This window comes from Pantoea sp. EEL5 (assembly GCF_049892805.1).
GTDB lineage: Bacteria > Pseudomonadota > Gammaproteobacteria > Enterobacterales > Enterobacteriaceae > Pantoea > Pantoea ananatis.
Genome location: NZ_JBNDNJ010000003.1, coordinates 117799 through 144615 on the forward strand (window position 1 = coordinate 117799; position 26817 = coordinate 144615).

Consider the following 26817-nt stretch of genomic DNA (forward strand, 5'->3'; position numbering starts at 1 on the left):
TTATTACCTACCTACTCATTCAGTTTGTGCTCAATATGAGCACGGGTCAGCCAGGCTGACCTGATGCGTTAATGTGCGGCGCGAGCCACTTCCTGCGCGACCCGTTCAGTCGCATCGGGTACCGCCACCTCGTGGGCTTTTTCAGCCATCGCGAGTAATGTTGGTCGATCCCAGTGACGCAACGTTTCCGCTACCGCCTCCGCTGTAAACTGCGGCTGCTCAAAAATTTTGGCTGCACCTGCGCCCTCAAGCGGCAAGGCATTCCAGTACTGCTGACGATCTTTATGCTGAAACGGCACGAAGATCGCCGGTAATCCTGCCGCGGCGATCTCACTCACCGTCAGTGCACCTGAGCGACAAATCACGACGTCTGCCCAGGCGTAGGCCGCTGCCATATCATCAATAAACTCGGTCACCTTGTGATGGTCCTGACCCACTTGCTGATAAGCATGTTGAACGTCCTGCAACGCGCCTTTTCCGGTCTGATGCCAGACGGTAATCTGCTCACCCAGTAGAGCCGCAATCTGGGGCACGGTCTGGTTAAGGATACGTGCGCCCTGGCTGCCACCCACCACCAGAATACGGATAGCGCCGCTGCGCCCGGCCAGACGCTGAGCCGGTGAGGGCAGTGCCAGCACGTCTGTACGTACCGGGTTTCCTACCACCTCTGCGTGAGGAAAGGCGCCGGGAAACGCCTGCATAACCTTGGTGGCGATTTTTGCCAGCCACTTGTTTGTCAGCCCGGCGATCCCGTTTTGCTCATGCAGCACCACAGGAACACCGCAGCTCCATGCAGCCAGGCCACCCGGCCCCGAAACATAGCCACCCATGCCCAGCACAACGTCAGGCTTCCAGGCTTTAATAATCTTGCGAGCCTGACGCCAGGCGTTGAAAATACGCACCGGTGCCAACAGCAGGGCTTTGATGCCCTTGCCGCGTAATCCGCTGATACGAATGAAGTCGATGTCGATACCGTGCTTCGGTACCAGATCGGCTTCCATACGATCTGCAGTGCCTAACCAGCGAACTTCCCAGCCCTGCGCTTTCAGATGATGGGCAACAGCCAGCCCCGGGAAAACGTGTCCACCGGTGCCACCTGCCATTACCATCAATCGTTTACCACTCATCGACCACCTCGGGTAAACGCCTGCGCTTTAGCCAGACGCGTTTCATAATCAATACGTAACAAAAATACGATGGCCGTCGACATAATGATCAAACTCGAGCCACCGTAACTAATCAGCGGCAACGTCAGACCTTTGGTCGGTAACATACCAGCCGCAGCGCCCACGTTGACCAGTGCCTGAAAGCTGAACCACACGCCAATTGAACAGGCTAAAAAGCCGGAAAAACGTTGATCAAGTTCAAGCGCGCGCCGGCCAATTGACATCGCACGAAAAGCCACGAAGAATACCATTAACAGCGCTAAAACCACACCGATGTAACCCAGTTCTTCTCCGATAATGGAGAAAATAAAGTCGGTATGGGCTTCGGGCAAATACTCCAGTTTCTGAACCGAATTCCCCAGCCCCTGCCCCCAGAATTCACCGCGGCCAAACGCCATCAGAGACTGCGTCAGCTGGTAGCCGCTGCCGAACGGATCTTCCCACGGATTCCAGAACGAGGTGACACGGCGCATACGGTATGGCTCGGCGATGATCAGCAGCACCACAGCAAAGATGCCGGAGCCGATAATGGCCAGGAACTGCCACAGTTTGGCCCCCGCCAGAAACAGCATCGCCAGCGTAGTGACAAACAGCACGACCACCGTCCCCAGATCGGGCTGGGCCAGCAGCAGTACGGCCAGCACCACCATCACGCCCATTGGCTTACAAAAGCCCCAGAAGTTATTTCGCACCTCTTCTACCTTGCGCACCAGGTAACTGGCGAGATAGCAAAAGAGCGTGAGTTTAGATAACTCGGCGGGCTGAATACGCAGCGGCCCCAAGGCAATCCAGCGTGACGCACCGTTTACCGAACTGCCCACCACCAACACAATCAGCAGCATGGCGACGGAAACCATCAGCATTATGTTGCTGTAGCGCTGCCAGAAATCCATCGGAACGCGCAGCGTGACCAGCGCCATGCCGAATGCCAGCGCAATGTAGAACGCATCACGCTTGGCAAAGTAGAACGGATCGTCATTCAGACGCTGACCTACCGGCATTGATGCCGACGTCACCATCACAAAACCAATCGCGGCTAATCCCAGGGTTAACCACAGCAGCGTACGATCGTAGAGCACCAGTGAGGTATCGTCGCTCTCACGCGACCCCATCACCCAGTTGCTCAGGCGACCTGACAGATAATTCACTATGCCTGCACCAGGAATCCGCATCAGCTTAACTCCCTGGCCAGCTGCGCGAAGACGTCACCGCGCTGTTCAAAATTGCGAAACTGATCGAGGCTGGCACAGGCGGGGGAAAGCAGTACCATATCGTCCGGCTGGACCTGTCTGGCGATCTGCTCCATGGCCTGCTGCAGCGTATCGGTACGCACCGCCACGTCAGGCCGCAGCGCGGCGAGCGCATCGCCATCGCGACCAAAGCAGAACAGCCGGATACGATCGCCTTGCAGATAAGTGGCTAGCGGCGAGAAATCAGCCGATTTACCATCGCCCCCGAGCAGCAGCCAGAGCGTGCCGTTAACCTGTAAGCCTTTCAGTGCCGCTTCCGTGCTGCCAACGTTGGTCGCTTTTGAATCATTGATCCAGCGCACCCCGCGACTCTGATGAACCAGTTGAAAGCGGTGTGGCAGTCCAGAGTACGCTGCCAGCGCAGACAGGCTGGTTGAGCGGGGCAGCCCTACCGCATCTGCCAGCGCTAAAGCCGCCAGCGCATTGGTGTAATTATGTTGGCCTACCAGCGTCATTTCGTCGGTATTCAGGACCTTCTCGCCTTTGGCGCGCAGCCAGATGCTGCCCTGCTGCTTATTAAGGTGATAATCGCCAATATCGATGCCAAAACTCACGCAGCGCGCGTCAGCGCCGCGTACCGGCATCGTCATGCCATCATCCGCGTTCACGACACAGACCTGCGCGTTTTCGTAAATCCGCAGTTTTGCTGCCCGATACTGCTGCATACCTAACGGATAGCGATCCATATGATCTTCAGTCACGTTAAGGATGGTGGCCGCTGCGGCTTTCAGGCTGTGAGTGGTCTCCAACTGAAAGCTCGACAGTTCAAGGACATAGAGCTGCGCAGGCGCTTTCAGCAGGCTGAGGGCGGGTAAGCCAATGTTGCCGCCGACACCGACCTGCCAGCCTGCGGCCTTCGCCATTTCGCCGACTAAGGTGGTGACCGTACTTTTTCCGTTCGAACCGGTAATTGCCACGATGGGTGCCTGTGCTTCACGGCAAAACAGCTCAATATCGCCCACGATTTCGATGCCCGCATCCGCGGCTTCGCACAGCGCCGGATGTGCCAGCGCAATACCGGGGCTGGCAACAATCAGGTCGGCAGCCAACAGCCAGTCGCTGTTGATCCCGCCCACATAGCGCTCCACCTGCTCAGGCAGCTTGTCCAGCCCGGGCGGTGACATACGGGTATCCATCACGCGTGGCGTTACGCCCTGCGCTACAAAGAAATCAACACAGGACAGCCCGGTCAGGCCCAGTCCGATGATGACAACTTTTCTCCCGCGATAGTCAGCCATGATTAACGTACCTTCAGCGTCGCCAGGCCAATCAGCACCAGCATGAGCGAAATAATCCAGAAGCGCACAATCACGCGCGGCTCCGGCCAGCCTTTAAGTTCATAGTGGTGGTGAATCGGCGCCATACGGAAAATGCGTTGCCCGCGGAGCTTGAACGATCCCACTTGCAGGATCACCGACAGGGTTTCAACAACAAACACGCCGCCCATGATCACGAGTAAAAATTCCTGACGCAGCAGCACGGCGATGGTGCCCAGTGCGCCGCCCAGCGCCAGCGATCCGACATCCCCCATAAACACCTGGGCCGGATAGGTGTTGAACCAGAGGAACCCTAAGCCCGCCCCCACGATAGCGGTACAGACGATTACCAGTTCGCCAGCGTGGCGCAGATAAGGAATATGCAGATATTCTGCGAATTTCACGTTACCCGTTGCCCAGGCAACCAGCGCAAAGCCCGCCGCAACAAAGACGGTCGGCATGATCGCCAGGCCGTCCAGACCATCGGTGAGGTTAACGGCATTGCCGGTGCCGACGATGACGAAGTAAGCCAGTACGATGTAAAACAAGCCCAGCTGTGGCATAACATCTTTAAAGAAAGGCACCACCAGCTCGGTCGCCGGGGTATCTTTTCCGGCCAGGTAAAGCGCAAAAGCGACGCCCAGAGAGATCACCGACATCCAGAAATATTTCCAGCGCGCAATCAGCCCTTTCGTGTCTTTACGGACCACTTTGCGGTAATCGTCGACAAAGCCGATCACGCCAAAGCCCACCAGCACCACCAGTACGCACCAGACGTACGGGTTGGAAGGGTAAGCCCACATCAATACTGACAGGGTTATCGACGTCAAAATCATGATGCCGCCCATGGTCGGCGTACCGCGCTTGCTAAAGTGCGACTCCGGACCATCGTTACGCACAACCTGGCCGATTTGCAGTTTTTGCAGCCACGCAATCAGCCGTGGGCCCATCCACAGTGAAATAAACAGTGCGGTCAGCAGGCTGACAATGGCGCGAAACGTCAGATACGAAAAGACGTTGAAGCCGGAATAAAATGCGACCAGATGCTCGGCCAGCCAAACTAACATGTTCCTTTCTCCTGTAAACTCTGTACTACCTGCTCCATGGCGGCACTACGCGAGCCCTTAATCAATACGGTCATTTCCTGGTGTTCGGACAGCAGCTGGCGTAAACGTTCAGTCAGCGCGGTTTTATCGCTGAAATGTTCGCCAACGCCACTGCTTTCACTCAGGAAGTGGCTGAACTGACCGGTGCTGAGCACCCGATCCAGCCCTGCAGCTTTAGCCGCCAGCCCGACTTCACGATGAAACTTTTCGCTTTCATCACCTAATTCAGCCATATCGCCCACGACCATCACACGGTAGCCCGGCATCTCAGACAGCACCTGTGCCGCCGCAACCATCGATCCTACGTTGGCGTTATAGCTGTCATCCAGAATGAGTTGATGCTCAGAGAGGCGAACAGGGAATAAGCGGCCGGGAACGGACTGAAGACTTTTCAGGCCCGCCTGAACTGCGCTAAGCGGCGCATCGACCGACAGGGCGAGCGCAGCAGCGGCCAGCGCATTGGCGATATTGTGCCGCCCGGGCAACGGCAGAATGATGTCGGCTTCTCCACGGGGCGTGTGCATCACAAAATGGGTCCCATCCTGACGAATGCGGATATCATGCGCACCGAAGTCACAGTCTGCGGCCTGAGGCGAGAAACGCCAGACCGTTTTACCGTGCAGGTTCTCCTGCCAGCGCGGCCAGTCATTGCTTTCAGCATTTAAAATGGCCGTTCCCCTGGCAGGCAGGCCGTAAAAAATTTCACCCTTCGCTTTTGCTACACCTTCCAGCGACCCGAAGCCTTCGAGGTGCGCGGCGGCCAGATTATTGACCAGTGCCGCTTCCGGACGAACCAGGTCAGTGGTGTAAGCGATTTCGCCCTGATGATTGGCGCCAAGCTCAATGACGGCATACTGATGTTCTGGCGTGAGACGCAGCAAGGTCATGGGCACGCCAAAATCGTTATTCAGGTTACCGGCGGTATGCAGCGTTTCGCCGCACTGACGCAAAATGGACGCGGTCATCTCTTTCACTGACGTTTTGCCGGATGAGCCGGTCAGCGCAACAACGCGGGCAGTGGCCTGCTGGCGCACCCATGCTGCCAGCTTACCAAAGGCGATACGCGTATCTTTTACAACCACCTGAGGCACTGAGACAGGTAAATGCTTACTCACCAGCAAGGCTTTGGCACCCTTGGCGATGGCATCTTCTGCAAAGTCGTGGGCATCAAAACGCTCGCCCACGATGGCCACAAACAGGCTGCCTGCGGTGACCTTACGGGTATCCGTCGTGACGTCATTTAAAACCAGGTCATCGCCGTGCAGGGTGCCGCTGGCGATCTCTGCCAATGTGCTTAATGAAACCGGAATCATGCTACGCCTCCTAGCAGTGTGGCGACCGTGGCACGATCGGAGTAATCCAGGCGTTGATTGCCAATAATTTGATAGTCTTCGTGACCTTTTCCAGCCACCAGTACGATATCATCGGGCTGGGCCTGCATAATGGTGCTGGTCACGGCCTGCGCCCGACCGGCGACCACGCGGGCACGGCCAGGGTCAAGCAGCCCACTCAGAATATCCTGTACGATAGCCTGCGGATCTTCGCTTCGTGGGTTATCATCTGTCACCACCACGATGTCGGCAAATTGCTCAGCGATCGCTCCCATTAGTGGGCGCTTACCTTTATCACGATCGCCGCCACATCCAAACAGGCACCATAGTTTACCTTTGCAATGCAGCCGCGCCGCTTCCAGCGCTTTCTCTAATGCATCTGGCGTATGGGCATAATCCACTACCACGGTGGGTTTACCGGTGGCGCTAAAGACCTCCATGCGTCCGTTCACCGGCTGCAGTCTTGCCGCTACGCGCAGCAGATCGTCCAGGGCGTAGCCCAGCGCCAGCAGCGTCGCCAGCGCCAGCAGTAAATTGCTGACGTTGAAGGCGCCCATCAGGCGACTGTTCATTTCGCCCTCTCCCCAGCTGGAGTCAAAACGAATGTGCGCACCATTGTCGTGATAATTCACGTCAGTCGCACGAAGCCAGCGGCCATGACAGCCGGGCTGCAGATTATTTTCCATCGTGACGGCCACAGCGTCTGGCAGGTTTGCCAGCCAGCGGCGACCGACCTCATCGTCAGCATTGATAATGGCCACACCGACCTGATGTTCGGAAAACAGCAGCCATTTAGCGGACTCGTACTGCTGCATGTCACCGTGATAATCAAGATGGTCGCGGCTGAGATTCGTAAAGACGGCAGCGGAAAACGGCAGCGCTGCGACCCGATGCTGTACCAGCCCGTGCGAGGAAATTTCCATTGCCGTCAGCGATGCGCCCTTCCTGACCAGTTCGTCCAGGTTATGTTGCACATCCACCGCTGAACCGGTGGTGTTTTCGGCCGGGACCAGTTGCCCGACCAGACCATTGCCGACTGTCCCCATCACCGCGCTGGTTTCACCCAGCAGGCTGGCCCACTGCGCCAGCAGCTGTGTGGTAGTGGTTTTGCCGTTCGTACCGGTCACGCCAATCAGTTTCTGCTTTTCGCCCGGCTGCTGGTAAAAACGGCCTGCCAGGGCAGAAAGGCGCTGATGCAGTTGCGCCAGATAAATCACCGGCACGCCGTGCATCTCCCGAATTTCACCGTCGCTTGCTTCCCCTTCCGCTTCCGCGATAACGGCCGCCACACCCTGCGCAATTGCCTGAGGAATAAACCGGCGTCCGTCAACCTGATGGCCTGCAATTGCAACAAACAGATCACCTGCAGCCGCTAAGCGACTGTCCAGAGTCATGTCACGCAACGGGCGCGCAGGTGCGTCAGGCACCCACGGTCCGAGTAAGTCGCGCAGGTTACGATCTGTCACTTGATTCCTCACTTCTGTTTGTCACCAACTCGTTTTTGTCATTGGTCGGCAGGGCATCCGGTTCGATGTTCATGGTGCGCAGCACGCCGCCCATGATGGCACCGAACACCGGTGCAGAAACCGCACCACCATAATATTTACCGGCCTGGGGATCGTTAATGACCACCACCAGCGCAAAACGAGGGCGACTGGCAGGCGCAACGCCTGCGGTATACGCAATGTATTTATTCACGTAACGACCATCCGGGCCGACCTTTTTCGCCGTACCGGTTTTGATCGCGACGCGATAGCCTTTAATGGCGGCTTTCACCCCGCCGCCGCCCGGTAGCGCCACGCTTTCCATCATGTGGACCACGGTTTTCACGAGGGCCTCAGGAAACACGCGCTCTCCGCCTACCGGCGGATCAACTTTCGTTATCGACAGCGGACGGGCAATGCCAAAGCTGCCAATGGTTGCGTAGACTCGCGCTAACTGTAACGGGGTTACCATTAGCCCGTAGCCGAAAGAGAAGGTGGCCCTCTCTATGTCAGACCACCGTTGTTTTTTAGGGTATAAGCCACTACTTTCCCCGACCAGCCCCAAATTGGTCGGTTTGCCCAGCCCAAAGCGCGCGTAAGTTTCTACCAGTGCTGAGGAGGGCATCGCTAACGCCAGTCGTGAAACACCGACGTTACTCGATTTCTGTAAAACACCTGTCAAAGTCAGTTCGTTATAGCGCGCGACATCTTTGATTTCATGGCCGTTGACGCGGTAGGGAACGGTATTCAGCACGCTGTTCTCTTTCACCACGCCACGTTGCAGCGCCGTCATCACTACCATCGGCTTCACCGTTGAACCGGGTTCAAAAATGTCGGTGATGGCGCGGTTACGCATCAGGTCTTTGGCCGTGTCGCTCAGATTATTCGGGTTGTATGCCGGACTGTTGGCCATCGCCAGCACTTCACCGGTGTTAACGTCCACCAGCACCGCCGTGCCTGATTCCGCTTTGTTAAACGCCACCGCGTTATTAAGTTCGCGGTAGACCAGCGCCTGCAGGCGTTCGTCGATGCTCAGCGTCAGGTTATGCGCGGCACGGCTGTCTACAGAGGAGATATCTTCGATAACACGGCCATAGCGATCTTTACGTACGGTTCGCTCGCCCGGCTCGCCGGTCAGCCATTTATCGAAGCTCTTTTCGATGCCTTCAATGCCTTCGCCATCAATATTGGTAAAGCCGATGAGGTGTGAGGTGACCTGCCCCGCCGGATAGTAGCGACGGGACTCTTCGCGCAGGTGAATGCCCGGCAGCTTGAGTTTTTTAACATATTCCCCAATGGCGGGATTAACCTGGCGCGCCAGATAAATAAAGCGCCCTTTGGGATTGGCATTTACGCGCGCGGCCAGCTGATCGATCGGGATGGAAAGCGCATCTGACAACGCTTTCCAGCGGCTGTCGAGCGTGACGCCACCGGCATCGTGCAGCTCTTTAGGATCGGCCCAGATCGCATTAACCGGCACGCTGACCGCCAGCGGACGGCCACCGCGATCGCTGATCATCCCGCGCGCGGTCGGCACCGCCTGAACGCGTAAGGAGCGTAAATCGCCCTCTTTAACCAGCTTGTCTGGATTGATTACCTGCAGCCATGCAACCCGGGACAGCAGCCCACCTAACGCCAGCAAAATGCAACCGCATAACAACGCAAAACGCCAGCTTACAAAGCTGGCTTTATCTTCTGGTTTTTTTAACTTCAGCGTTCTTTTTACGCCGTTCATTAGCAGTAACAGATCCTTATTTTTGCACCACGATGTTTTCCTGCGAAGGATCAACGTGCTGCATCTGCAGCTTTTCGGTGGCGATCCGCTCAACGCGGCTGTGATCGCCAAGGGCGTTCTCTTCCAGAATCAAATTGCGCCATTCAATGTCCAGCGCATCGCGCTCCAGCACCAGCTGCTCTCGCTGGGCAGTTAACAGGCGCGTTTTATGCGTAGTGGTGACCACCAACACGGCAGAAACCAGTACAGCAATCAGCAACAGCAGCGGAATTTTGCCTTTGCGCAAAATATCCCCGGCGATAACGCCGGGTAGGCTGTGCCTTTCGTTGCCGATCATGCGTCGGTTCTCTCCGCGATGCGTAAAACGGAACTACGCGCACGGGGGTTCTCTTTCACCTCGGCGTCACCCGGTACCATCTTGCCCAGTAACGTTAACTGACGACCGCCCAGCGCATTGAGCTGCTGTTCGGTCATTGGCAGTCCGCGCGGCACCTGCGGACCCCGGCTTTGATCGCGCATAAAGCGTTTTACTAAACGGTCTTCCAGCGAATGGAAGCTAATAACGGACAAACGCCCTTGTGGAGCCAGGACCTCGACCGCGCCTTTCAGGGCGGTATCGATCTCTTCCAGTTCGCTGTTAATCCAGATCCGAATCGCCTGGAAGCTGCGGGTGGCCGGATGTTTAAACTTGTCTTTAATCGGCGTGGCCGCGGCGATCACCTCTGCCAGCTCTTTCGTGCGCGTCATTGGCTGTTCACGGTTGCGCTCGACGATGGCGCGGGCGATGCGTTTTGCAAAACGCTCTTCCCCATACGTTTTCAGCACAAATGCGATATCGGCTTCTTCCGCCTGCATTAACCATTCGGCGGCAGAGTGGCCCCGCGTTGGATCCATTCGCATATCCAGCGGTCCGTCGCGCATAAAAGAAAAGCCACGTTCAGCATCATCCAGCTGCGGGGACGAAACCCCCAGATCCAGCAAGATGCCGTCGATGCGCCCAACCAGTTCACGCTCTGCCACGTAGTCCGCCAGGGCGGAAAAAGGGCCGTGAACAATGGAAAAGCGCGGATCCTTTATCTCAGCCGCCGCGGCGATAGCTTGCGGGTCACGGTCAATGGCGATGAGCTTTCCGCTGGCGCCAAGCTGCGCCAAAATTAAGCGTGAGTGACCGCCACGACCAAAAGTGCCGTCGATGTAGATTCCGTCTTCCTTGATGTTGAGGCCATTAACCGCCTCATCCAACAGCACGGTGGTGTGTTTGTAATTTTCCTGCATAGCTATAGCGATAAATCCTGCAACCGCTCAGATAAAGGCGCCTGAGCTGACTGTTCTGCGTCAATATCTTCCCTGACTTGTTGATACCAGGTCTGTTCATCCCACAGTTCAAACTTGTTGAACTGCCCAACCAGCATCACTTCTTTGCTTAAATTTGCATGCTGACGAAGCGTATTCGCCACCAGTAAGCGGCCCGCATTGTCCATCTGACATTCACTGGCATGCCCCAACAGCAAGCGCTGCACGCGGCGCTCCAGAGGATTCATGCTGGAAAGACTCGCCAGCTTCTTCTCAATGATTTCCCAGGCGGGCAAGGTGTAGAGCAACAGGCATGGCTGGTGGAGGTCGATGGTACACACCATCTGCCCCTGTGATTCCTCGTTCAGCAAATTGCGATAGCGGGTTGGTACCGCCAGGCGTCCTTTGCTGTCGAGATTGACTAACGTTGCTCCACGGAACATGCCAGTCTCACCCCTCAATTACCCAATAACACCACTTTATCCCACTTTTTACCACAAAACGAGTTTAAGGATCGTAGGAAATCATTGTCAAGCCGGAGCGGCAGGTGAATATGATTATTTACCGAGGCGGGAATTAACGCTGGGAAGGTTTCAAAACGCCAAAAGATGATTAATCAAAATTAAACTAATGAATAACTGAATAAAAAAACCTGCCCCGAAACAGCATGGCTAAAATTAGCGCGCTTATTCCGGCCGAACGGCGGCGCGTCGTTTTGAGACAGGGGACGCATTTTAGGGGATTTCTTAAAGGATGCACAGCGGCACGCGCGCGGACGGGGGTTTTAAACAGCGGCTAAGTTGTAAGTAAACAAGAATGGTCTGTTAAGTTAATTTGTTAGCATAGATGATTAGCGCTGACGCTTTTTTACTTTGTAAGGAAAGAGTTTAAAAACAGCAGGTAATAGTCAGGGGCAGACGCATTGCTGCCCTGATTTTATTTAGAAATTCTGCTTAATTGTCCCCGCCGTAATAAATTACGACGAATTCGGGTTAAACCGGGTTTGGGTTTTCTGGGCTCATCTAAAGAAGCCAACACTAATTCCAGCACCCGTTCGGCGACATCACGATGACGTTGACCCACAGACAGGACCGGACATTCAAGAAAGTCCAGCAGCTCATGATCGCCGAAGGTGGCAATCGCCAGGTCGGCCGGTAAGCGGCCGTTACGTTTCAGCGTAACATCCATAACGCCCTGCAGCAGGCCAAAAGAAGTGGTGAAAAGCGCATCTGGCATTGGATGATTTTCCAGATAGGTTTCGAACAGGGCTGCGGAGGCAGTGCGTTCAAAACTGTTACAGTAAATGTAATCTATCGGGCGCTCATCCTCTTTCCAGGCATCTCTGAAGCCCAGCTCGCGCAGAAAACTGACCGACAATTCAGGTAACGCGCCCATAAACAGCACATTACTGATTTTAAGCTGACGCAATTCAGCAGCCAGCGCAAAGGCATCATCCTGATCGGCACCCACCACGCTGGTAAAGTGTTCGCGATCCAGCGCCCGGTCCAGCGCAATAATCGGCAGCGGGTGATTAATCCAGCGCTGATAAAAAGGGTGCTCGGGCGGAAGCGACGTTGAAACGATAATCGCATCAACCTGGCGTTGCAGCAGATGTTCAATACAGCGCATCTCGTTATCGGGCTGATCTTCAGAACAGGCGATCAACAGCTGGTAGCCGCGCTGGCGGGCCTGGCGTTCAAGGTAGTTAGCAATACGCGTGTAACTGGTATTTTCCAGATCGGGGATGACCAGCCCAATCGAGCGCGTGCGACCGGCGCGCAGACCTGCCGCTACCGCATTGGGATGGTAATTGTGCTCGCGCACCACCGCCATGACTTTCTCAACGGTTTTGTCGCTGACACGATACTGCCGTGCTTTCCCATTAATAACGTAACTGGCCGTGGTGCGCGATACACCCGCCAGACGCGCAATTTCATCCAGTTTCACTGTAACCCCACCATTAAACAGGCTTAAGCTGATCGTTAATCCGCAGATAAGCTATGGACATCCTTTCTAGCACATCTAACAGCAGAAAAGTGCGCGTAGCAACCGCTTTTCCGATGGTTGGCTGTCTTACGCATTAAAAAGAAAAAACCCGGCATTTCGCCGGGTTGCAAATTTCGCTGAGGCTACCAGTGCGTCATTAACGCATAATGCGCTCACCACGAGACACGCCCACAATCCCCGAGCGGGCTACTTCAACAATTTCCGCCACTTCCCGGACGGTGTTCAAAAAGGCATCCAGCTTGTCGCTCGTCCCTGCCAGCTGAACCGTGTAAAGCGAAGGCGTGACGTCAATGATCTGTCCACGGAAAATTTCGGCGCTGCGCTTTACCTCTTCACGGCCATAGCCCGTTGCCTGAATTTTCACCAGCATAATTTCACGTTCAACGTAAGCGCCCTGCCCCAACTCCGTGACGCGCAGTACATCGACCAGCTTGTGCAGTTGCTTCTCGATCTGCTCCAGCACTTTCTGGTCGCCCACGGTCTGAATCGTCATGCGTGACAACGTAGGATCGTCAGTGGGCGCAACGGTGAGACTCTCAATGTTATAGCCGCGTTGTGAAAACAGGCCCACTACGCGAGACAATGCGCCGGATTCGTTTTCCAGCAAAACCGATAAAATGCGACGCATAATTATGTCCTCTCCGTTTTGCTCAACCACATTTCGTCCATACTGCCACCGCGAATCTGCATCGGGTAAACATGCTCGCTGCCGTCAACGTTGACGTCAACAAAGACCAGCCGTCCTGTCGCCAGGGTTTCCAGCGCCATGGCCAGCTTCTCTTCCAGCTCAGCGGGATGATTAATGGCAATACCCACGTGGCCATAGGCTTCTGCCAGACGAACAAAATCAGGCAGCGATTCCATATAGGATTGAGAGTGGCGGCCAGAATAGATCATATCCTGCCACTGCTTCACCATGCCCAGGAAACGGTTATTCAGGTTCAGCACCAACACCGGCAAATCGTACTGCAGTGCGGTAGAGAGCTCCTGGATGTTCATCTGAATACTGCCATCGCCCGTAACGCAGATGACGGTTTCGTCAGGCAGGGCCATTTTCACCCCCAGTGCGGCAGGCAGGCCAAAGCCCATGGTGCCGAGACCACCGGAGTTGATCCAGCGACGGGGTTTATCGAAGGTGTAATAGAGGGCGGCGAACATCTGATGCTGACCCACATCCGAGGTCACATAGGCCTCCCCGTTGGTGAGACGACAAATGGTTTCGATAACCGCCTGCGGTTTGATTTTGTCGCTGGTGCGATCGTATTCGAGGCATTGACGACCACGCCAGGTTTCAATCGACTGCCACCAGTCGCGCAGACTGTCCAGTTGCTGCTTCGCTTCGCTTTGGTCAAGCAGTTCGAGCATTTGCTGTAACGTCTGTTTGGCATCCCCAACGATCGGAATATCGGCCGCCACCGTTTTTGAAATGGAAGTAGGATCGATATCGATGTGCATCACGGTAGCGTTCGGGCAATACTTCGCCAGATTGTTCGTGGTGCGGTCATCAAAACGGACGCCCACCCCGAAGATCAAATCGGCATTGTGCATGGTCATATTTGCTTCGTAGGTGCCATGCATGCCAAGCATGCCTACGCACTGACGATGACTGCCGGGAAACGCGCCCAGCCCCATCAATGACGTGGTAACCGGAATATTCAGGCGCTCGGCCAGCTGCAGCAGTTCGGCTTCGCACGAAGAGGTAATCGCGCCGCCTCCGGCGTAGATCACCGGCTTATGCGCTGCCAGCAACGTGTTTAACGCACGCTTGATCTGGCCCTTATGCCCCTGAATCGTCGGATTATAGGAGCGCATGCTCACTTCCTGCGGATAATGATAAGGCAGCTTATTGGCAGGATTGAGAATATCTTTTGGCAGATCGATAACTACCGGTCCAGGACGCCCCGTGGATGCCAGCCAGAAGGCTTTTTTCAGTACCGTCGGGATCTCTTCGGTATTTTTCACCAGGAAACTGTGTTTCACCACCGGACGGGAAATACCGACCATGTCACATTCCTGGAAGGCGTCGTAGCCGATCAGGGATGAAGGCACCTGACCTGACAGAATAACCAACGGAATAGAATCCATATAGGCCGTCGCAATACCGGTGATCGCATTGGTTGCGCCCGGACCCGACGTTACCAGCACCACGCCCACTTCGCCGGTTGCGCGAGCCAGGCCATCGGCCATATGCACGGCGCCCTGCTCGTGACGAACCAGAACGTGATCAATACCGCCGACGGTCTGCAGCGCATCGTAAATGTCGAGCACTGCGCCACCCGGATAACCGAATACCTGCTTAACGCCCTGATCGATTAACGACCGGACGACCATTTCGGCTCCTGACAACATCTCCATTTTCTGCCTCCCGGCTTGAGGAACTGAATCTACTGACGACTGCTTTCCCGCTAGCCACATGCATCCTGCCCTGCTATTCGCCAATTAAGATCAAAACCTTATGTTTTTGCAAAGACAGCAGAATTCATTTCTGCTGTCCCGATACAGAGAATTCTGCTGGGTTATTTTTCTAAGAGTAGGTCGATTACCATAACCGCAGAAAAACGGGCTGGCAAACGCCAAACGCCTTTTATTAAAGGGCACAGGATACAAAGGCTCTGCTCGCCAACTTTGGCTTACGATTATTAAACTAAATACGTCTGTTAATAGCAGAGGAAAATGCTGGGATTGATATTTTTTCCAGCCGTATCTAAGAAATAAAAAAAACATATGATGCAGGCCTTCAGGCAGCCGTGTTTTGGTCGGGCACTTTTATGGCGTAAGTCTCTTATAAACGCGTCATGCACATTCGATTATGCTGCCTTTAAACAAAACCGCCTGGGTAAAATAATGCCACGACAGTAAATTATCATTATATTTCATTGCATTACTCCATCACCGTAGCCCTTCAGGCCCGGATCGTCGGCACTAAACGCCGCGCGTGCAAAGGGTCTCGTTTAATACTCTGCGCAGGCGTTAAATGTCAGAACATTTTTCTTTACTGTGACAAAAAAATAACCCTTCGCTTATGGTTGACATTGATTGGCGATTCCAGTACCAATAGAGGCAGCAAAAAATTCACGAGGTTTGAAACATGTCACGTTCTTTCCGTCTATCAGGTCTACTACTAAACGCAACTTATCTGCGCGGTAGACTTGTGGGCGAAATCAAACACTGATTCGAACCTGCTAAAAGTTAAAAACCCGCGCCTGTCGCGGGTTTTTTTATGCTCGTTGCAAGGCAAGAAACGCAAAAGGATGAACACGATGAGCCAGCAAGTTATTATTTTCGATACCACTCTGCGTGATGGTGAACAGGCATTACAAGCCAGCCTGAGTGTGAAAGAAAAACTGCAAATTGCGTTAGCGCTGGAACGTATGGGCGTTGATGTTATGGAAGTCGGTTTCCCTGTGTCCTCACCGGGTGATTTTGAATCCGTGCAAACCATTGCACGCACGATTAAAAACAGCCGGGTTTGCGGCCTGGCACGCTGTGTTGAACAAGATATTGATGCCGCCTACGAGTCTTTACGCGTCGCCGAGGCCTTCCGTATCCATACTTTTATTGCCACCTCACCCATGCACATTGCCACCAAGCTGCGCAGCACCCTGCCTGAAGTGATTGAACGTGCGGTGCGCATGGTGAAACGCGCCCGTAACTACACGGACGATGTGGAGTTTTCCTGCGAAGACGGTGGCCGTACACCGATTGACGACCTGTGCCGCATGGTCGAAGCCGCAATTAATGCCGGTGCCACCACCATTAACATTCCGGATACCGTTGGCTACACCTTGCCAAACGAGTACGCCAACATTATCAGCCAGTTAATTCACCGCGTGCCAAACATCGATAAAGCCATCCTGTCTGTTCATACCCATGATGATTTAGGTATGGCGACCGGCAACGCGATTGCTGCCGTGCAGGCTGGCGCGCGTCAGGTGGAGGGTACGCTGAACGGGTTAGGTGAGCGCGCCGGTAACTGCGCACTGGAAGAAGTGATCATGGCGATTAAAACCCGTCAGCAGATCATGAATGTTCACACCAACATTCACCATCAGGAAATTTATCGTACCAGCCAGATGATTAGTCAGATCTGCAACATGCCAATCCCGGCTAATAAAGCGGTGGTCGGTTCTAACGCCTTTGCCCACTCTTCGGGCATTCATCAGGACGGCGTCATTAAAAACCGTGAAAACTATGAAATCCTGACTCCAGAATCCATTGGCCTGCACAAAATTCAGCTTAATCTGACATCCCGTTCTGGCCGCGCAGCGGTAAAACATCGTATGGAAGAGATGGGCTACACAGAAAGCGAATACAATCTGGACTCCCTGTATGACGCTTTCCTGAAACTGGCGGACAAGAAAGGTCAGGTGTTTGATTACGACCTGGAAGCGCTGGCTTTCATTAATAAACAAAACGAAGAGCCTGAATTTTTCCAACTGAATGATTTCAATGTGCAGTCAGGCTCCAGTATCACGGCCACCGCGTCGGTGAATCTGGGCTGCGGCGAACAAACGAAATCAGAAGCGGCGACCGGTAACGGTCCGGTTGATGCGGTTTATCAGGCCATTAACCGAATTACCCAGTTCAACGCAGAGCTGGTTAATTACAAGCTGACGGCAAAAGGCCACGGCGAGAATGCGCTGGGTCAGGTTGATATCGTGGTGGGCTACAACAATCGTAAGTTCCACGGCGTCGGTCTGGCGACGGATATCGTCGAGTCTTCTGCCAAAGCGATGGTGAACGCATTAAACAACATCTGGCGAGCCAAACAGGTCGAGAAAGAGTTACAGCGCAAGTCTAAAGATCAGAAGGAAACGGTGTAATCATGTCAAACTCTTCACATATCGCAGTACTGGCGGGCGACGGAATCGGCCCGGAAGTGATGGCCCAGGCTATCAAAGTATTGGATGCGATTCGTCAGCGTTTTAACCTGCGTATTACCACCAGTGAGTACGACGTCGGTGGTATCGCCATTGACCGTCACGGCGAACCCTTGCCACCGGCTACCGTTGCAGGCTGCGAACAGGCCAACGCAATCCTGTTTGGATCGGTAGGTGGCCCTAAGTGGGAGCACCTGCCCCCGGCCTCTCAACCCGAGCGCGGGGCGCTGTTGCCGCTGCGTAAACACTTTAAGCTGTTCAGCAACCTGCGTCCTGCGGCGCTCTACAGCGGCCTGGAAGCTTTTTGTCCCTTGCGCAGCGATATCGCAGCACGCGGTTTCGATATCCTGTGCGTACGTGAACTGACCGGCGGCATTTATTTTGGTCAGCCGAAAGGACGCGAAGGCAGCGGCCCGCACGAGCGCGCTTTTGATACCGAAGTCTATCATCGTTTTGAAATCGAACGCATTGCGCGTCAGGCTTTCGAGTCCGCCCGCAAGCGCCGTAATAAAGTCACCTCTGTCGATAAAGCTAACGTGCTGCAAACATCCGTTATGTGGCGGGAAATCGTGAACGAGATCGCGAAAGATTATCCCGATGTTCAGCTGAGCCACATGTACATCGACAACGCCACCATGCAGTTGATCAAAGATCCTTCTCAGTTCGACGTGCTGCTGTGCTCTAACCTGTTTGGCGACATTTTGTCAGACGAGTGCGCGATGATCACCGGCTCAATGGGCATGTTGCCGTCCGCCAGCCTGAGCGAAGACGGTTTTGGCCTGTATGAACCGGCTGGCGGCTCGGCGCCGGATATCGCCGGGCAAAATATTGCTAATCCCATTGCCCAGATCCTGTCACTGTCGCTGCTGCTGCGCTACAGCCTGAATGCCGATGACGCCGCCGCCGCTATTGAGCGCGCCATCAGCCGGGCGTTAGCGGAAGGCTATCGCACCAAAGACCTGGCCGGTGACGGCCCTGCGATCAGCACAGATGAGATGGGCAGCATCATTGCCCGCTTTATCGCCGAGGAAAAATAATAAAATGAAAACCTTATACCAGAAGTTATTTGATGCACATGTCGTTCACGAAGCGCCGAATGAAACACCGTTGCTCTATATCGATCGTCATCTGATTCATGAGGTGACTTCGCCACAGGCCTTTGATGGCTTGCGTGCCCACGGTCGTAAAGTTCGTCAGCCTTCAAAGACGTTTGCCACCATGGATCACAACGTGTCCACCCAGACCAAAGATATTAATGCTTCGGGTGAAATGGCGCGTATTCAGATGCAGGAACTGATGAAAAACTGTGCCGAATTCGGCGTGCAGTTGTATGACCTGAATCACCCGTTCCAGGGCATCGTGCATGTGATTGGGCCAGAGCAAGGCATGACGCTGCCCGGCATGACCATTGTCTGCGGCGATTCCCACACGGCGACGCACGGTGCCTTTGGTTCACTGGCCTTTGGTATTGGTACGTCAGAGGTTGAGCATGTTTTTGCCACGCAAACCCTGAAACAGGGCCGTGCCAAAACCATGAAGATTGAAGTGACAGGTACGGTTGCGCCGGGCATTACGGCGAAAGATATCGTACTGGCGATTATTGGTAAAACCGGCAGCGCAGGCGGTACCGGCCACGTTGTTGAATTCTGTGGCTCGGCGATTGAAGCGTTGAGCATGGAAGGCCGCATGACGCTGTGCAACATGGCTATCGAGATGGGCGCAAAAGCCGGTCTGGTCGCCCCGGATGAGACCACCTTCGCTTACCTGAAAGGTCGCCAGTTTTCACCTCAAGGTGAAAAATGGGAGCAGGCCGTTGAGTACTGGGGCACGCTGAAGTCCGACCCAGGCGCTAAGTTTGACCGCGTGGTGACGCTGCATGCGGAAGAGATTGCACCGCAGGTGACCTGGGGAACCAACCCCGGCCAGGTGATCGCGGTGGATGCGCAGATTCCCGATCCGGCTTCGTTTGCCGATCCGGTCGAGCGCGCCTCTGCGGAGAAAGCGCTGGCTTACATGAATCTGCAACCCGGCATCAAACTGACCGATGTCAGCATTGATAAAGTCTTTATTGGCTCCTGCACAAACTCACGCATTGAAGATCTGCGTGCCGCCGCCGCGATTGCCAAAGGGCGTAAGGTCGCGCCTGGCGTTCAGGCACTGGTGGTGCCGGGTTCAGGCCCGGTTAAAGCACAGGCCGAAGCGGAAGGGCTGGATAAGATCTTTATTGAAGCAGGATTTGAGTGGCGCCTGCCCGGCTGCTCAATGTGTCTGGCCATGAACAACGACCGTCTGAACCCCGGCGAGCGCTGTGCCTCAACCAGTAACCGTAACTTTGAAGGCCGCCAGGGCCGTGGCGGACGGACGCATTTGGTTAGCCCGGCAATGGCCGCCGCTGCCGCCGTTAATGGCCATTTCGCCGACATTCGCAGCCTGACATAAGGACACCATCATGGCAGAAAAATTTACCCAACATACTGGTTTGGTGGTTCCACTGGACGCCGCTAACGTCGATACCGATGCCATCATTCCAAAGCAGTTTTTGCAGAAAGTCACCCGCGTAGGCTTTGGCGCCCACCTGTTTAATGACTGGCGTTTCCTGGACGATCACGGCCTTGAACCCAATCCGGATTTCGTGCTCAACTTTCCGGAGTATAAAGGTGCTTCTATCCTGCTGACGCGGGAAAACTTTGGTTGTGGTTCGTCACGTGAGCATGCGCCCTGGGCACTGACCGATTACGGCTTTAAAGTCGTGATTGCGCCCAGCTTTGCCGATATTTTCTATGGCAACAGCTTCAACAACCAGTTGCTGCCGGTTACGCTGAGCGATGAGCAGGTGGAGGAGCTGTTTACGCTGGTGAATGCGCATCCGGGTATCCACTTCGAAGTGGATCTGGAAGCGCAGGTCGTGAAAGCGGGCAACAACACCTACAGCTTTAAGATTGATGACTTTCGTCGTCACTGCATGCTGAACGGGCTGGACAGTATCGGCCTGACGCTGCAGCACGAAAGCGCGATCTCGGCTTACGAAAGTAACCAGCCTGCCTTTATGCGTTAACGCGTAAATAATGTAACCAGCCCGTTCGGCTCTGCCGTTCGGGCTTTTTTTCATCTGGCAAAAACTGCGCTAAAACAATTAATCGCGATTTATTTTATTGCAGAACTCCTGTTATTTATTCAGCAACAACGTTGATATTTTGACTCGCATCATTTTCCTCTCAACTTTCCCTTCTCTTTTTTCACAAGACGTAAATGGCTTGCTGATTTAATTAATATCATTTTCATTTTTATGTTATTTGATCGTTAACTCCATAGAGCTCACCTATAGCTTGTAGAAAAAAAAGCATTATTTCCGCTCATTCTCCCTCGCTATCATCGCCACAGATAAAGATTAACGCAAAACACATCGAGATCGTCTCAGCCTGGCTGTCGGATCTTTTGTGGAGACTCTGTATGCACGCTTATCCTCACCTGTTTACCCCGCTCACAATCAACGGAATGACGTTAAAAAACCGTGTCATCATGCCGCCAATGGGCACCAACCTGGCCAGTCTGAATGGCGAAGTGTCTCAGGAACAGCTTGATTACTATTCACTTCGTGCCAGGGGCGGCACTGGGCTCATTACGATTGAGAATATTTGTGTGGATTTTCCCTTCGCGTCGAACGGCACCACACAACTGCGCATTGATAATGATCAGTATATTCCTGGCTTATACAAACTTACCGAGACGTTGCATAAACATGGAACCTGTGTCGCCATCCAGTTAAACCACGCCGGTGCATCAGCCTATGCCTATCGCCTCAATGGGGAAATGCCCATTTCCGCCTCCGCGGTCCCCTCCAAAAAGAATGGTAATATTCCCCGTCCGATGACGCATGAGGAAATATATCGGGCGGTTGACAAATTTGGCGACGCAGCAGAACGCATCAGACGCGCCAATTTTGACTGCGTAGAGATTCATGCCGGTCACTCTTATTTAATCAGTCAGTTTTTATCTCCACTGTTTAATCAGCGTACTGATGAATTTGGTGGCAATATCGAGAATCGGTCGCGCTTTTTAACCCTGATTGTCGACAAAGTTCGGGCCTGCGTGGGACCGATGTTCCCCATCAGCCTGCGTATCAGCGCGGATGATTTCTTACAAGGCGGAAACACGCTGGAAGATTCGCTACACATTCTTGAACGTTGTCAGGAAAAGGTCGACATCATCAATGTGTCAGCGGCGCAGAATGACAACCTGTATTTACAGATAGACCAAATGTCTCAAGAGGATGGCTGGAAACGCTATCTGTCACGTGCCGTTCGCACCAGATTTAATAAGCCCACCGTTGTCGCAGGCAATATTCGCACCCCGCAACTTGCTGAAGACATTCTTGCTCAGGGTGACGCAGACCTGATCGCCATTGGTCGTGGGTTGATTGCTGAACCGGATTGGGTACAAAAGGTACAGAGTGGGCATGAGGAGACGATGCGTAAGTGTATCTCATGCAATATTGGATGCGCCGACCATCGCATCGCCCGCTCTCTTCCCCTTCGCTGCTCAGTTAACCCCGATATCATCCATGGCGACGCTTATAAGCAGCGCCAGGTCAAGCGACCGACGCGTGTCGTCGTGATCGGGGCTGGCACGGCAGGCATCGAAGCCGCCTGCACCGCCGCAGAGGTAGGGTGCAAGACCTGGCTGTTCGAAGCCAAAAACCATATCGGTGGGCTGGCTGTCGAGATCGCACGATTACCCGAAAAAAAACGTATTGCCGATTTTCCGCAATTCCTGCGCAACCGTATGGCCCGGCTGGAGAATTTGCAACTGCATCTGGGACAACAGGTTCAGCCCGAGCAGCTTGAGGTTCTGCGTCCCGACTTAATTGTTAATGCCACGGGCTCTGTCCCCCTGCTGCCGCCCATTGCGGGATTACATGAGACGATCGACCGCCCCGGCAGCGTCGTGTTCACGATTACGGGCATGATTCAACACCTGGATACATTCAGCGCTCTGCAAGGCAAACGTATCGCCGTGGTCGGCGGCGGTGCCGTTGGACTGGATGTCATCGAGTATTTTGCCACCCGGGGCGCTGAAGCAGTACTGATTGAAATGCAGAATTCACCAGGACGCGACCTCGACATCATCACAAAGAGTGCCATGTTAGCGCTGCTTGAACAGCACCAGGTAGAACAACACATGGACACGCAGCTCATTGAGGTCAAACCCGATCGCTTCCGCGTTAAAAACGCCCACCACACCTTCGACATCGCCTTCGACTACGGCTTTATCTGTCTGGGGATGTGCCCCAACCGCAGCGGTTTCGAGGCCGTTGAGCGCTGGGCCACCGCCAGACATATCAAAATAATGAACATCGGCGACAGCCTGAAAGCCCGGCGAATTATTGATGGTGTACGCGAAGGACGCAACGTACTGGATGCCCTGGAAGAGACTGGCGCACTGGGCAGCCACGAAGCGACAAGCATTCCACTTTTAACTTACTGAGGACACTATCATGGCAGAACGTATTACCGGGCATACCGAGCTGATTGGGCTGATCGCCACCCCCATTCGCCACAGCATGTCGCCAACCATGCACAACGAAGCTTTCGCGCACCTTGGGCTGGACTATGTTTATCTGGCTTTTGAGGTCGGCACTGCGGAACTGGAGAAGGTGGTGCAGGGTTTTCGTGCGCTGAAGCTGCGCGGATGCAATGTTTCCATGCCCAATAAGACGGAGGTTTGCCGCTATCTGGATAAGTTGTCTCCCGCAGCACAGCTTGTGGGCGCGGTGAATACCGTCGTCAATGATAACGGCGTGCTGACCGGGCACATCACGGATGGGACAGGTTATATGCGCGCCCTCGCTGAAGAGGGCATCGATATTCTGGGCAAAAAGATGACGATTCTGGGCGCGGGCGGTGCGGCAACGGCCATTTGCGTTCAGGCCGCCCTGGATGGCGTTAAGGCGATCTCGGTCTTTAACCAACGCGATAAATTCTTTGCAAATGCCCAGGAAACCGTTGCGAAGATTCGCGCCCATACTGACTGTGAGATTCACCTTTTTGACCTCGACGACCACGATCGTTTGCGTGCTGAAATTAACGACAGCGTTATTCTGACCAATGCGACCGGCGTCGGCATGAAACCCTTTGAAGGACAGATGCTGCTTCCCGACGAGAGCTTCCTGCGTCCTGAGCTTATTGTCTCCGATGTGGTCTATATCCCACGTAAAACACATTTGCTTGAGACGGCCGAGAAAAAAGGCTGCCGTATTATTAACGGTCTCGGCATGATGCTGTGGCAAGGCGCAAGCGCGTTCGAAATCTGGACGGGAAAACCGATGCCGGTTGATCACATCAAAAACATCCTTTTTTGAGGATGGCTGAGATGAAAAACAAGTATATTCCCACCGCCGCCGGGCTGTATCTCAATTACCTCATTCATGGCATGGGCGTGCTGGTCATCACTCTCAACATGGCTAACCTGCAGGCACAATGGAATACCGATGCGGCGGGCGTATCGATTGTGATTTCCTCACTGGGCATTGGCAAACTGATTACCATCGTTACGGGTTTTCTGTCGGATCGTTTTGGCCGTAAGCCTTTTGTCTATTTTGGCATCATCAGTTACGTGGCCTTTTTCATCGGTATCCTGTTTACCCGGGATATTTATACGGCCTATTTCTTTGGCGTGCTGGCAGGAATGGCTAACAGTTTCCTTGATTCTGCCACCTATCCGGCGCTGATGGAGGCCTTCCCGGACTACGCCAGCCGCGCTAACGTGCTGATAAAAGCGTTTGTCTCCGCCGGACAATTTTTATTGCCGTTTATCATTAGCCTGCTTATCTGGGCGGATTTGTGGTTTGGTTGGTCATTCGTTCTGGCAGCAGCCTTAATGACGATGAGCGGAATCTACCTGATCAAAATGCCGTTTCCCGATCACCGGGTACAGAAAGTCTCGGAAACATCAGCCAGCGTGACCGCGCCACCGCGTAGTCGTCTGTATCAGCTGGATATGGTTGTGTTCACCTTTTACGGCTATATCAGCATGGCGACGTTTTATCTGGTGAGCCAATGGCTGGCACAGTATGGGCAGTTTGTCGCGGGCATGCCCTACACCGCATCGGTGAAGTTACTCAGTATCTACACGGCAGGATCGCTGACCTGCGTATTCGTCACTGCGGTCATGGTGAAAAAAGTGTTGAGCTCAGCCATCGCGATGGTCATTTACACCTTCCTGTCGGCCCTCTCACTGCTGATCGTCTGCCTCTATCCAACACCACTGATTGTTACCGGTTTTGCGTTCGTATTTGGGTTTGCGGCCGCGGGCGGCGTTATGCAACTGGGTGCAACGATTATGGCGATGAGTTTTCCACAAGCGAAAGGCTTTGCGACAGGCGTGTTTTATACCGCCGGCAGTCTGGCCAGCTTTACCATCCCTTTATTTACAGCGCATCTCTCACGAACCAGTATCGCCAGCATCATGTGGTTTGATCTGATTATTGCGGTGACAGGTTTTATCCTTGCGCTTTATATCGCTTCCCGCCAATTTCAACGTCATTGTGCGGAAACACGCCGTCAGTCCGCTACAGCGGCTAGTTGAACAGTTAAAACAGGAATGACTATGACTCAAACGGTTAGGGTTAAAAACATCGTCTTTCAGGCAGGGCAAACGCGGCTTTGTGTGCCCTTGACAGGCCGCACTCGCGAGGAGCTTCAGGCCAGAGCACAGTTACTGACTTCCGCACAGGCAGACATTATCGAATGGCGCGTCGACCACTTCATCGAGGGTAAAGACGAGAAGCAAGTCTTGCTGGCGCTGGCCGACATTCGTCAGCAACTTGGGGAAACGCCGCTGCTCTTTACCTTCCGCAGTAAAAAAGAAGGTGGCGAAATGGACATCAGTGATGACCAATACTTCGCGCTCAACCGCGCGGCCGCCTTAAGCGGGCTGGCTGATGTGATTGATATTGAGTTGTTTAACGATGAGTCACGCATCCGTTCGCTGGTAAGCGAGGCGCATAACGCAGGTGTTAAGGTCATTATGAGTAATCATGATTTTCACCAAACGCCCGCGAAGGAAGAGATCATTTACCGGTTACGTCGCATGCAGGATTTAGGTGCAGACCTGCCCAAGATTGCCGTAATGCCTCAAACACCTCAGGATGTGCTGACGCTGCTGTCTGCGACCCTGTTAATGAAAGAGCACTACGCAACGCGGCCGCTTATCACGATGTCGATGGGAAAAATGGGCGGAGTCAGTCGGGTCACCGGACGCCTGTTCGGTTCCGCAATGACGTTTGGCACCCTGGGCCAGTCCTCGGCACCAGGGCAAATCGCCGTTACACAACTGCGGGAGATGATGGAGACGCTTTCCTAGCGGCGGACATGCCCAAAGCCGCGCTTTGGGCATGTTTCCTGGCGACATCACTGTGAGTAATAATAAAGTTTTTTAGCCTCAGCGCCGCCGGTGAAAGCATTTTTGTTTTAATTGTCGCCAGACAAATATAACGCGGTGGAAGCGAATTTTTGATCGTCAGGATATGGAGATTGTAGTGCGTGAGCGCCGCAATTCTTGGCATGATGGCAATACCATAGCCGATACTGACCAACCCGGCCATTGCTAAATCCTCTTCCACATAACAGGCAATATCCGGTGACAGCGTTTGCTGGTGAAAGATGTCGTCAATAAACGGACGTAGCCCACTACTTTCTGAAAAATAGACATAGGGATAATGGATGGTTTCCGCTAAATCAACGTCGCTTTCGTGAAGACGCGCTAACGGATGATCTTTCGCTGTCACTACCACTAATTCTTGTTCAATAACCGGGATAAATTCAATATCAGGATCGTCGCCAATCCGCGAACAGATGACCATATCAACCTTATCCGCTTTGAGTGACTGCAACAACGCAACTGACGTCCCCTGTTTAAAAGAGAATGTCACATCATTATGACGAAAGTGTTGGGAGTAATTGTTGATAATTTGCGGAATAACATATTCTCCCATTGTATAGATAAACCCAATTCGGATATTTTCCCGGCACAGAAGGTGATTGTTTTTTAGCCTATCCCTGCCATTTTCCAGTGCCGACAGTGCTGTCTCAACATAGGGTAAAAAACATTTCCCACTTTCACTAATCCTTACATTTCTGCCCTGACGGAAAAAGAGTGAAACGCCTAACTCCTTTTCTAACTCAGCGATAGCATGGCTAAGAGAGGGCTGGGTGATAAAAAGACTGGATGCCGCTTCCGTGTAATGCTCCGTTTCTGACAGGAGTTTAAAATAATAAAGTTGCTTGAGGTTCATGGCATTTGCCTTTGAAT

23 protein-coding genes are annotated in these 26817 nt (G+C 53.7%); 9 read left to right on the top strand and 14 right to left on the bottom strand.

What is annotated here, in order from left to right; translation table 11 throughout:
* Positions 1-68: 68 nt before the first annotated feature.
* From murG to ilvI, 13 genes are all read right to left on the bottom strand, one after another.
* Positions 69-1127, bottom strand: coding sequence for an undecaprenyldiphospho-muramoylpentapeptide beta-N-acetylglucosaminyltransferase (gene murG / locus ACPXSQ_RS14840; protein WP_013024613.1), 1059 nt, complete (start codon positions 1125-1127; stop codon positions 69-71).
* Positions 1124-2338, bottom strand: a complete 1215-nt coding sequence (ftsW, locus tag ACPXSQ_RS14845; RefSeq protein ID WP_013024612.1) for a cell division protein FtsW — start codon at positions 2336-2338, stop codon at positions 1124-1126. The genes murG and ftsW overlap by 4 nt, the downstream gene beginning before the upstream one ends.
* Entirely contained in the window at positions 2338-3654 is a 1317-nt protein-coding gene (gene murD, locus ACPXSQ_RS14850) for a UDP-N-acetylmuramoyl-L-alanine--D-glutamate ligase (RefSeq protein WP_116220018.1), read from the bottom strand. Before murD ends, ftsW begins: the two co-directional genes overlap by 1 nt.
* 2 nt (positions 3655-3656) lie before the next feature.
* Entirely contained in the window at positions 3657-4739 is a 1083-nt protein-coding gene (gene mraY / locus ACPXSQ_RS14855) for a phospho-N-acetylmuramoyl-pentapeptide-transferase (protein WP_013024610.1), read from the bottom strand.
* Positions 4733-6091, bottom strand: coding sequence for a UDP-N-acetylmuramoyl-tripeptide--D-alanyl-D-alanine ligase (gene murF / locus ACPXSQ_RS14860; protein ID WP_072136416.1), 1359 nt, complete (start codon positions 6089-6091; stop codon positions 4733-4735). The genes mraY and murF overlap by 7 nt, the downstream gene beginning before the upstream one ends.
* Complete coding sequence (gene murE / locus ACPXSQ_RS14865) at positions 6088-7575, bottom strand: UDP-N-acetylmuramoyl-L-alanyl-D-glutamate--2,6-diaminopimelate ligase (protein WP_022622255.1); 1488 nt, start codon at positions 7573-7575, stop codon at positions 6088-6090. The genes murF and murE overlap by 4 nt, the downstream gene beginning before the upstream one ends.
* Complete coding sequence (locus tag ACPXSQ_RS14870; protein WP_013024607.1) at positions 7562-9328, bottom strand: peptidoglycan glycosyltransferase FtsI; 1767 nt, start codon at positions 9326-9328, stop codon at positions 7562-7564. The genes murE and ACPXSQ_RS14870 overlap by 14 nt, the downstream gene beginning before the upstream one ends.
* A gap of 16 nt (positions 9329-9344) precedes the next feature.
* The gene (ftsL, locus tag ACPXSQ_RS14875; RefSeq protein ID WP_013024606.1) at positions 9345-9665 is read right to left on the bottom strand and encodes a cell division protein FtsL; all 321 of its coding nucleotides are present in this window, start codon (positions 9663-9665) and stop codon (positions 9345-9347) included.
* Complete coding sequence (rsmH, locus tag ACPXSQ_RS14880; protein ID WP_014606590.1) at positions 9662-10603, bottom strand: 16S rRNA (cytosine(1402)-N(4))-methyltransferase RsmH; 942 nt, start codon at positions 10601-10603, stop codon at positions 9662-9664. Before rsmH ends, ftsL begins: the two co-directional genes overlap by 4 nt.
* A gap of 2 nt (positions 10604-10605) precedes the next feature.
* Complete coding sequence (gene mraZ, locus ACPXSQ_RS14885; protein ID WP_014592911.1) at positions 10606-11064, bottom strand: division/cell wall cluster transcriptional repressor MraZ; 459 nt, start codon at positions 11062-11064, stop codon at positions 10606-10608.
* 493 nt (positions 11065-11557) lie between these two features.
* Positions 11558-12568 (bottom strand): catabolite repressor/activator, encoded by a 1011-nt coding sequence (cra, locus tag ACPXSQ_RS14890; protein ID WP_013024603.1) that lies wholly within the window; start codon positions 12566-12568, stop codon positions 11558-11560.
* Between the two features lie 196 nt (positions 12569-12764).
* Complete coding sequence (ilvN, locus tag ACPXSQ_RS14895) at positions 12765-13256, bottom strand: acetolactate synthase small subunit (protein WP_014592909.1); 492 nt, start codon at positions 13254-13256, stop codon at positions 12765-12767.
* Positions 13257-13258: 2 nt separating this feature from the next.
* The gene (gene ilvI, locus ACPXSQ_RS14900) at positions 13259-14983 is read right to left on the bottom strand and encodes an acetolactate synthase 3 large subunit (protein WP_014606592.1); all 1725 of its coding nucleotides are present in this window, start codon (positions 14981-14983) and stop codon (positions 13259-13261) included.
* Between the two features lie 733 nt (positions 14984-15716).
* Here ilvI and leuL point away from each other — a divergent pair.
* The 9 genes from leuL (at position 15717) to aroD (ending at position 25869) form a co-directional block, all read left to right on the top strand.
* Positions 15717-15800, top strand: a complete 84-nt coding sequence (gene leuL / locus ACPXSQ_RS14905) for a leu operon leader peptide (protein WP_109707008.1) — start codon at positions 15717-15719, stop codon at positions 15798-15800.
* A gap of 88 nt (positions 15801-15888) precedes the next feature.
* Positions 15889-17451, top strand: a complete 1563-nt coding sequence (gene leuA, locus ACPXSQ_RS14910) for a 2-isopropylmalate synthase (protein WP_014606593.1) — start codon at positions 15889-15891, stop codon at positions 17449-17451.
* Between the two features lie 2 nt (positions 17452-17453).
* Positions 17454-18545, top strand: coding sequence for a 3-isopropylmalate dehydrogenase (leuB, locus tag ACPXSQ_RS14915; protein ID WP_013024599.1), 1092 nt, complete (start codon positions 17454-17456; stop codon positions 18543-18545).
* A 4-nt stretch (positions 18546-18549) separates the two neighbouring features.
* A complete protein-coding gene (gene leuC, locus ACPXSQ_RS14920; RefSeq protein WP_014606594.1) occupies positions 18550-19947 on the top strand; it encodes a 3-isopropylmalate dehydratase large subunit in 1398 nt (465 codons plus the stop codon).
* 10 nt (positions 19948-19957) lie between these two features.
* Positions 19958-20563: a 3-isopropylmalate dehydratase small subunit gene (gene leuD, locus ACPXSQ_RS14925; protein WP_015700963.1), complete on the top strand. Its 606-nt coding sequence runs from the start codon at positions 19958-19960 to the stop codon at positions 20561-20563.
* A gap of 395 nt (positions 20564-20958) precedes the next feature.
* The gene (locus tag ACPXSQ_RS14930) at positions 20959-22992 is read left to right on the top strand and encodes an FAD-dependent oxidoreductase (protein ID WP_072138565.1); all 2034 of its coding nucleotides are present in this window, start codon (positions 20959-20961) and stop codon (positions 22990-22992) included.
* A gap of 10 nt (positions 22993-23002) precedes the next feature.
* Positions 23003-23866, top strand: coding sequence for a shikimate dehydrogenase (locus tag ACPXSQ_RS14935; protein ID WP_013024595.1), 864 nt, complete (start codon positions 23003-23005; stop codon positions 23864-23866).
* Positions 23867-23877: 11 nt separating this feature from the next.
* Positions 23878-25092, top strand: coding sequence for an MFS transporter (locus tag ACPXSQ_RS14940; protein WP_072138564.1), 1215 nt, complete (start codon positions 23878-23880; stop codon positions 25090-25092).
* Positions 25093-25113: 21 nt separating this feature from the next.
* Positions 25114-25869, top strand: a complete 756-nt coding sequence (gene aroD / locus ACPXSQ_RS14945; RefSeq protein ID WP_072138563.1) for a type I 3-dehydroquinate dehydratase — start codon at positions 25114-25116, stop codon at positions 25867-25869.
* Here aroD and ACPXSQ_RS14950 read toward each other — a convergent pair.
* Positions 25832-26800 carry a LysR family transcriptional regulator gene (locus ACPXSQ_RS14950; protein ID WP_426144124.1) on the bottom strand — a complete coding sequence of 323 codons (969 nt, stop codon included), beginning with the start codon at positions 26798-26800 and terminating at the stop codon, positions 25832-25834. The two genes, aroD and ACPXSQ_RS14950, sit on opposite strands and share 38 nt — an antisense overlap.
* Between the last annotated feature and the right edge of the window lie 17 nt (positions 26801-26817).

What these genes read in the sequence shown, in the direction of transcription:
- leuD (WP_015700963.1), top strand. Translation starts at nt 19,958, where the DNA reads ATGGCAGAAAAATTTACCCAACATACTGGTTTGGTGGTTCCACTGGAC.
- ACPXSQ_RS14935 (WP_013024595.1), top strand. Translation starts at nt 23,003, where the DNA reads ATGGCAGAACGTATTACCGGGCATACCGAGCTGATTGGGCTGATCGCC.
- aroD (WP_072138563.1), top strand. Translation starts at nt 25,114, where the DNA reads ATGACTCAAACGGTTAGGGTTAAAAACATCGTCTTTCAGGCAGGGCAA.
- ilvN (WP_014592909.1), bottom strand. Translation starts at nt 13,256, where the DNA reads ATGCGTCGCATTTTATCGGTTTTGCTGGAAAACGAATCCGGCGCATTG.
- ACPXSQ_RS14930 (WP_072138565.1), top strand. Translation starts at nt 20,959, where the DNA reads ATGCACGCTTATCCTCACCTGTTTACCCCGCTCACAATCAACGGAATG.
- ACPXSQ_RS14940 (WP_072138564.1), top strand. Translation starts at nt 23,878, where the DNA reads ATGAAAAACAAGTATATTCCCACCGCCGCCGGGCTGTATCTCAATTAC.
- mraZ (WP_014592911.1), bottom strand. Translation starts at nt 11,064, where the DNA reads ATGTTCCGTGGAGCAACGTTAGTCAATCTCGACAGCAAAGGACGCCTG.
- leuB (WP_013024599.1), top strand. Translation starts at nt 17,454, where the DNA reads ATGTCAAACTCTTCACATATCGCAGTACTGGCGGGCGACGGAATCGGC.
- mraY (WP_013024610.1), bottom strand. Translation starts at nt 4,739, where the DNA reads ATGTTAGTTTGGCTGGCCGAGCATCTGGTCGCATTTTATTCCGGCTTC.
- rsmH (WP_014606590.1), bottom strand. Translation starts at nt 10,603, where the DNA reads ATGCAGGAAAATTACAAACACACCACCGTGCTGTTGGATGAGGCGGTT.
- murD (WP_116220018.1), bottom strand. Translation starts at nt 3,654, where the DNA reads ATGGCTGACTATCGCGGGAGAAAAGTTGTCATCATCGGACTGGGCCTG.
- ilvI (WP_014606592.1), bottom strand. Translation starts at nt 14,983, where the DNA reads ATGGAGATGTTGTCAGGAGCCGAAATGGTCGTCCGGTCGTTAATCGAT.
- ACPXSQ_RS14870 (WP_013024607.1), bottom strand. Translation starts at nt 9,328, where the DNA reads ATGAACGGCGTAAAAAGAACGCTGAAGTTAAAAAAACCAGAAGATAAA.
- leuA (WP_014606593.1), top strand. Translation starts at nt 15,889, where the DNA reads ATGAGCCAGCAAGTTATTATTTTCGATACCACTCTGCGTGATGGTGAA.
- ftsL (WP_013024606.1), bottom strand. Translation starts at nt 9,665, where the DNA reads ATGATCGGCAACGAAAGGCACAGCCTACCCGGCGTTATCGCCGGGGAT.
- leuL (WP_109707008.1), top strand. Translation starts at nt 15,717, where the DNA reads ATGTCACGTTCTTTCCGTCTATCAGGTCTACTACTAAACGCAACTTAT.
- murF (WP_072136416.1), bottom strand. Translation starts at nt 6,091, where the DNA reads ATGATTCCGGTTTCATTAAGCACATTGGCAGAGATCGCCAGCGGCACC.
- ACPXSQ_RS14950 (WP_426144124.1), bottom strand. Translation starts at nt 26,800, where the DNA reads ATGAACCTCAAGCAACTTTATTATTTTAAACTCCTGTCAGAAACGGAG.
- ftsW (WP_013024612.1), bottom strand. Translation starts at nt 2,338, where the DNA reads ATGCGGATTCCTGGTGCAGGCATAGTGAATTATCTGTCAGGTCGCCTG.
- leuC (WP_014606594.1), top strand. Translation starts at nt 18,550, where the DNA reads ATGAAAACCTTATACCAGAAGTTATTTGATGCACATGTCGTTCACGAA.
- murG (WP_013024613.1), bottom strand. Translation starts at nt 1,127, where the DNA reads ATGAGTGGTAAACGATTGATGGTAATGGCAGGTGGCACCGGTGGACAC.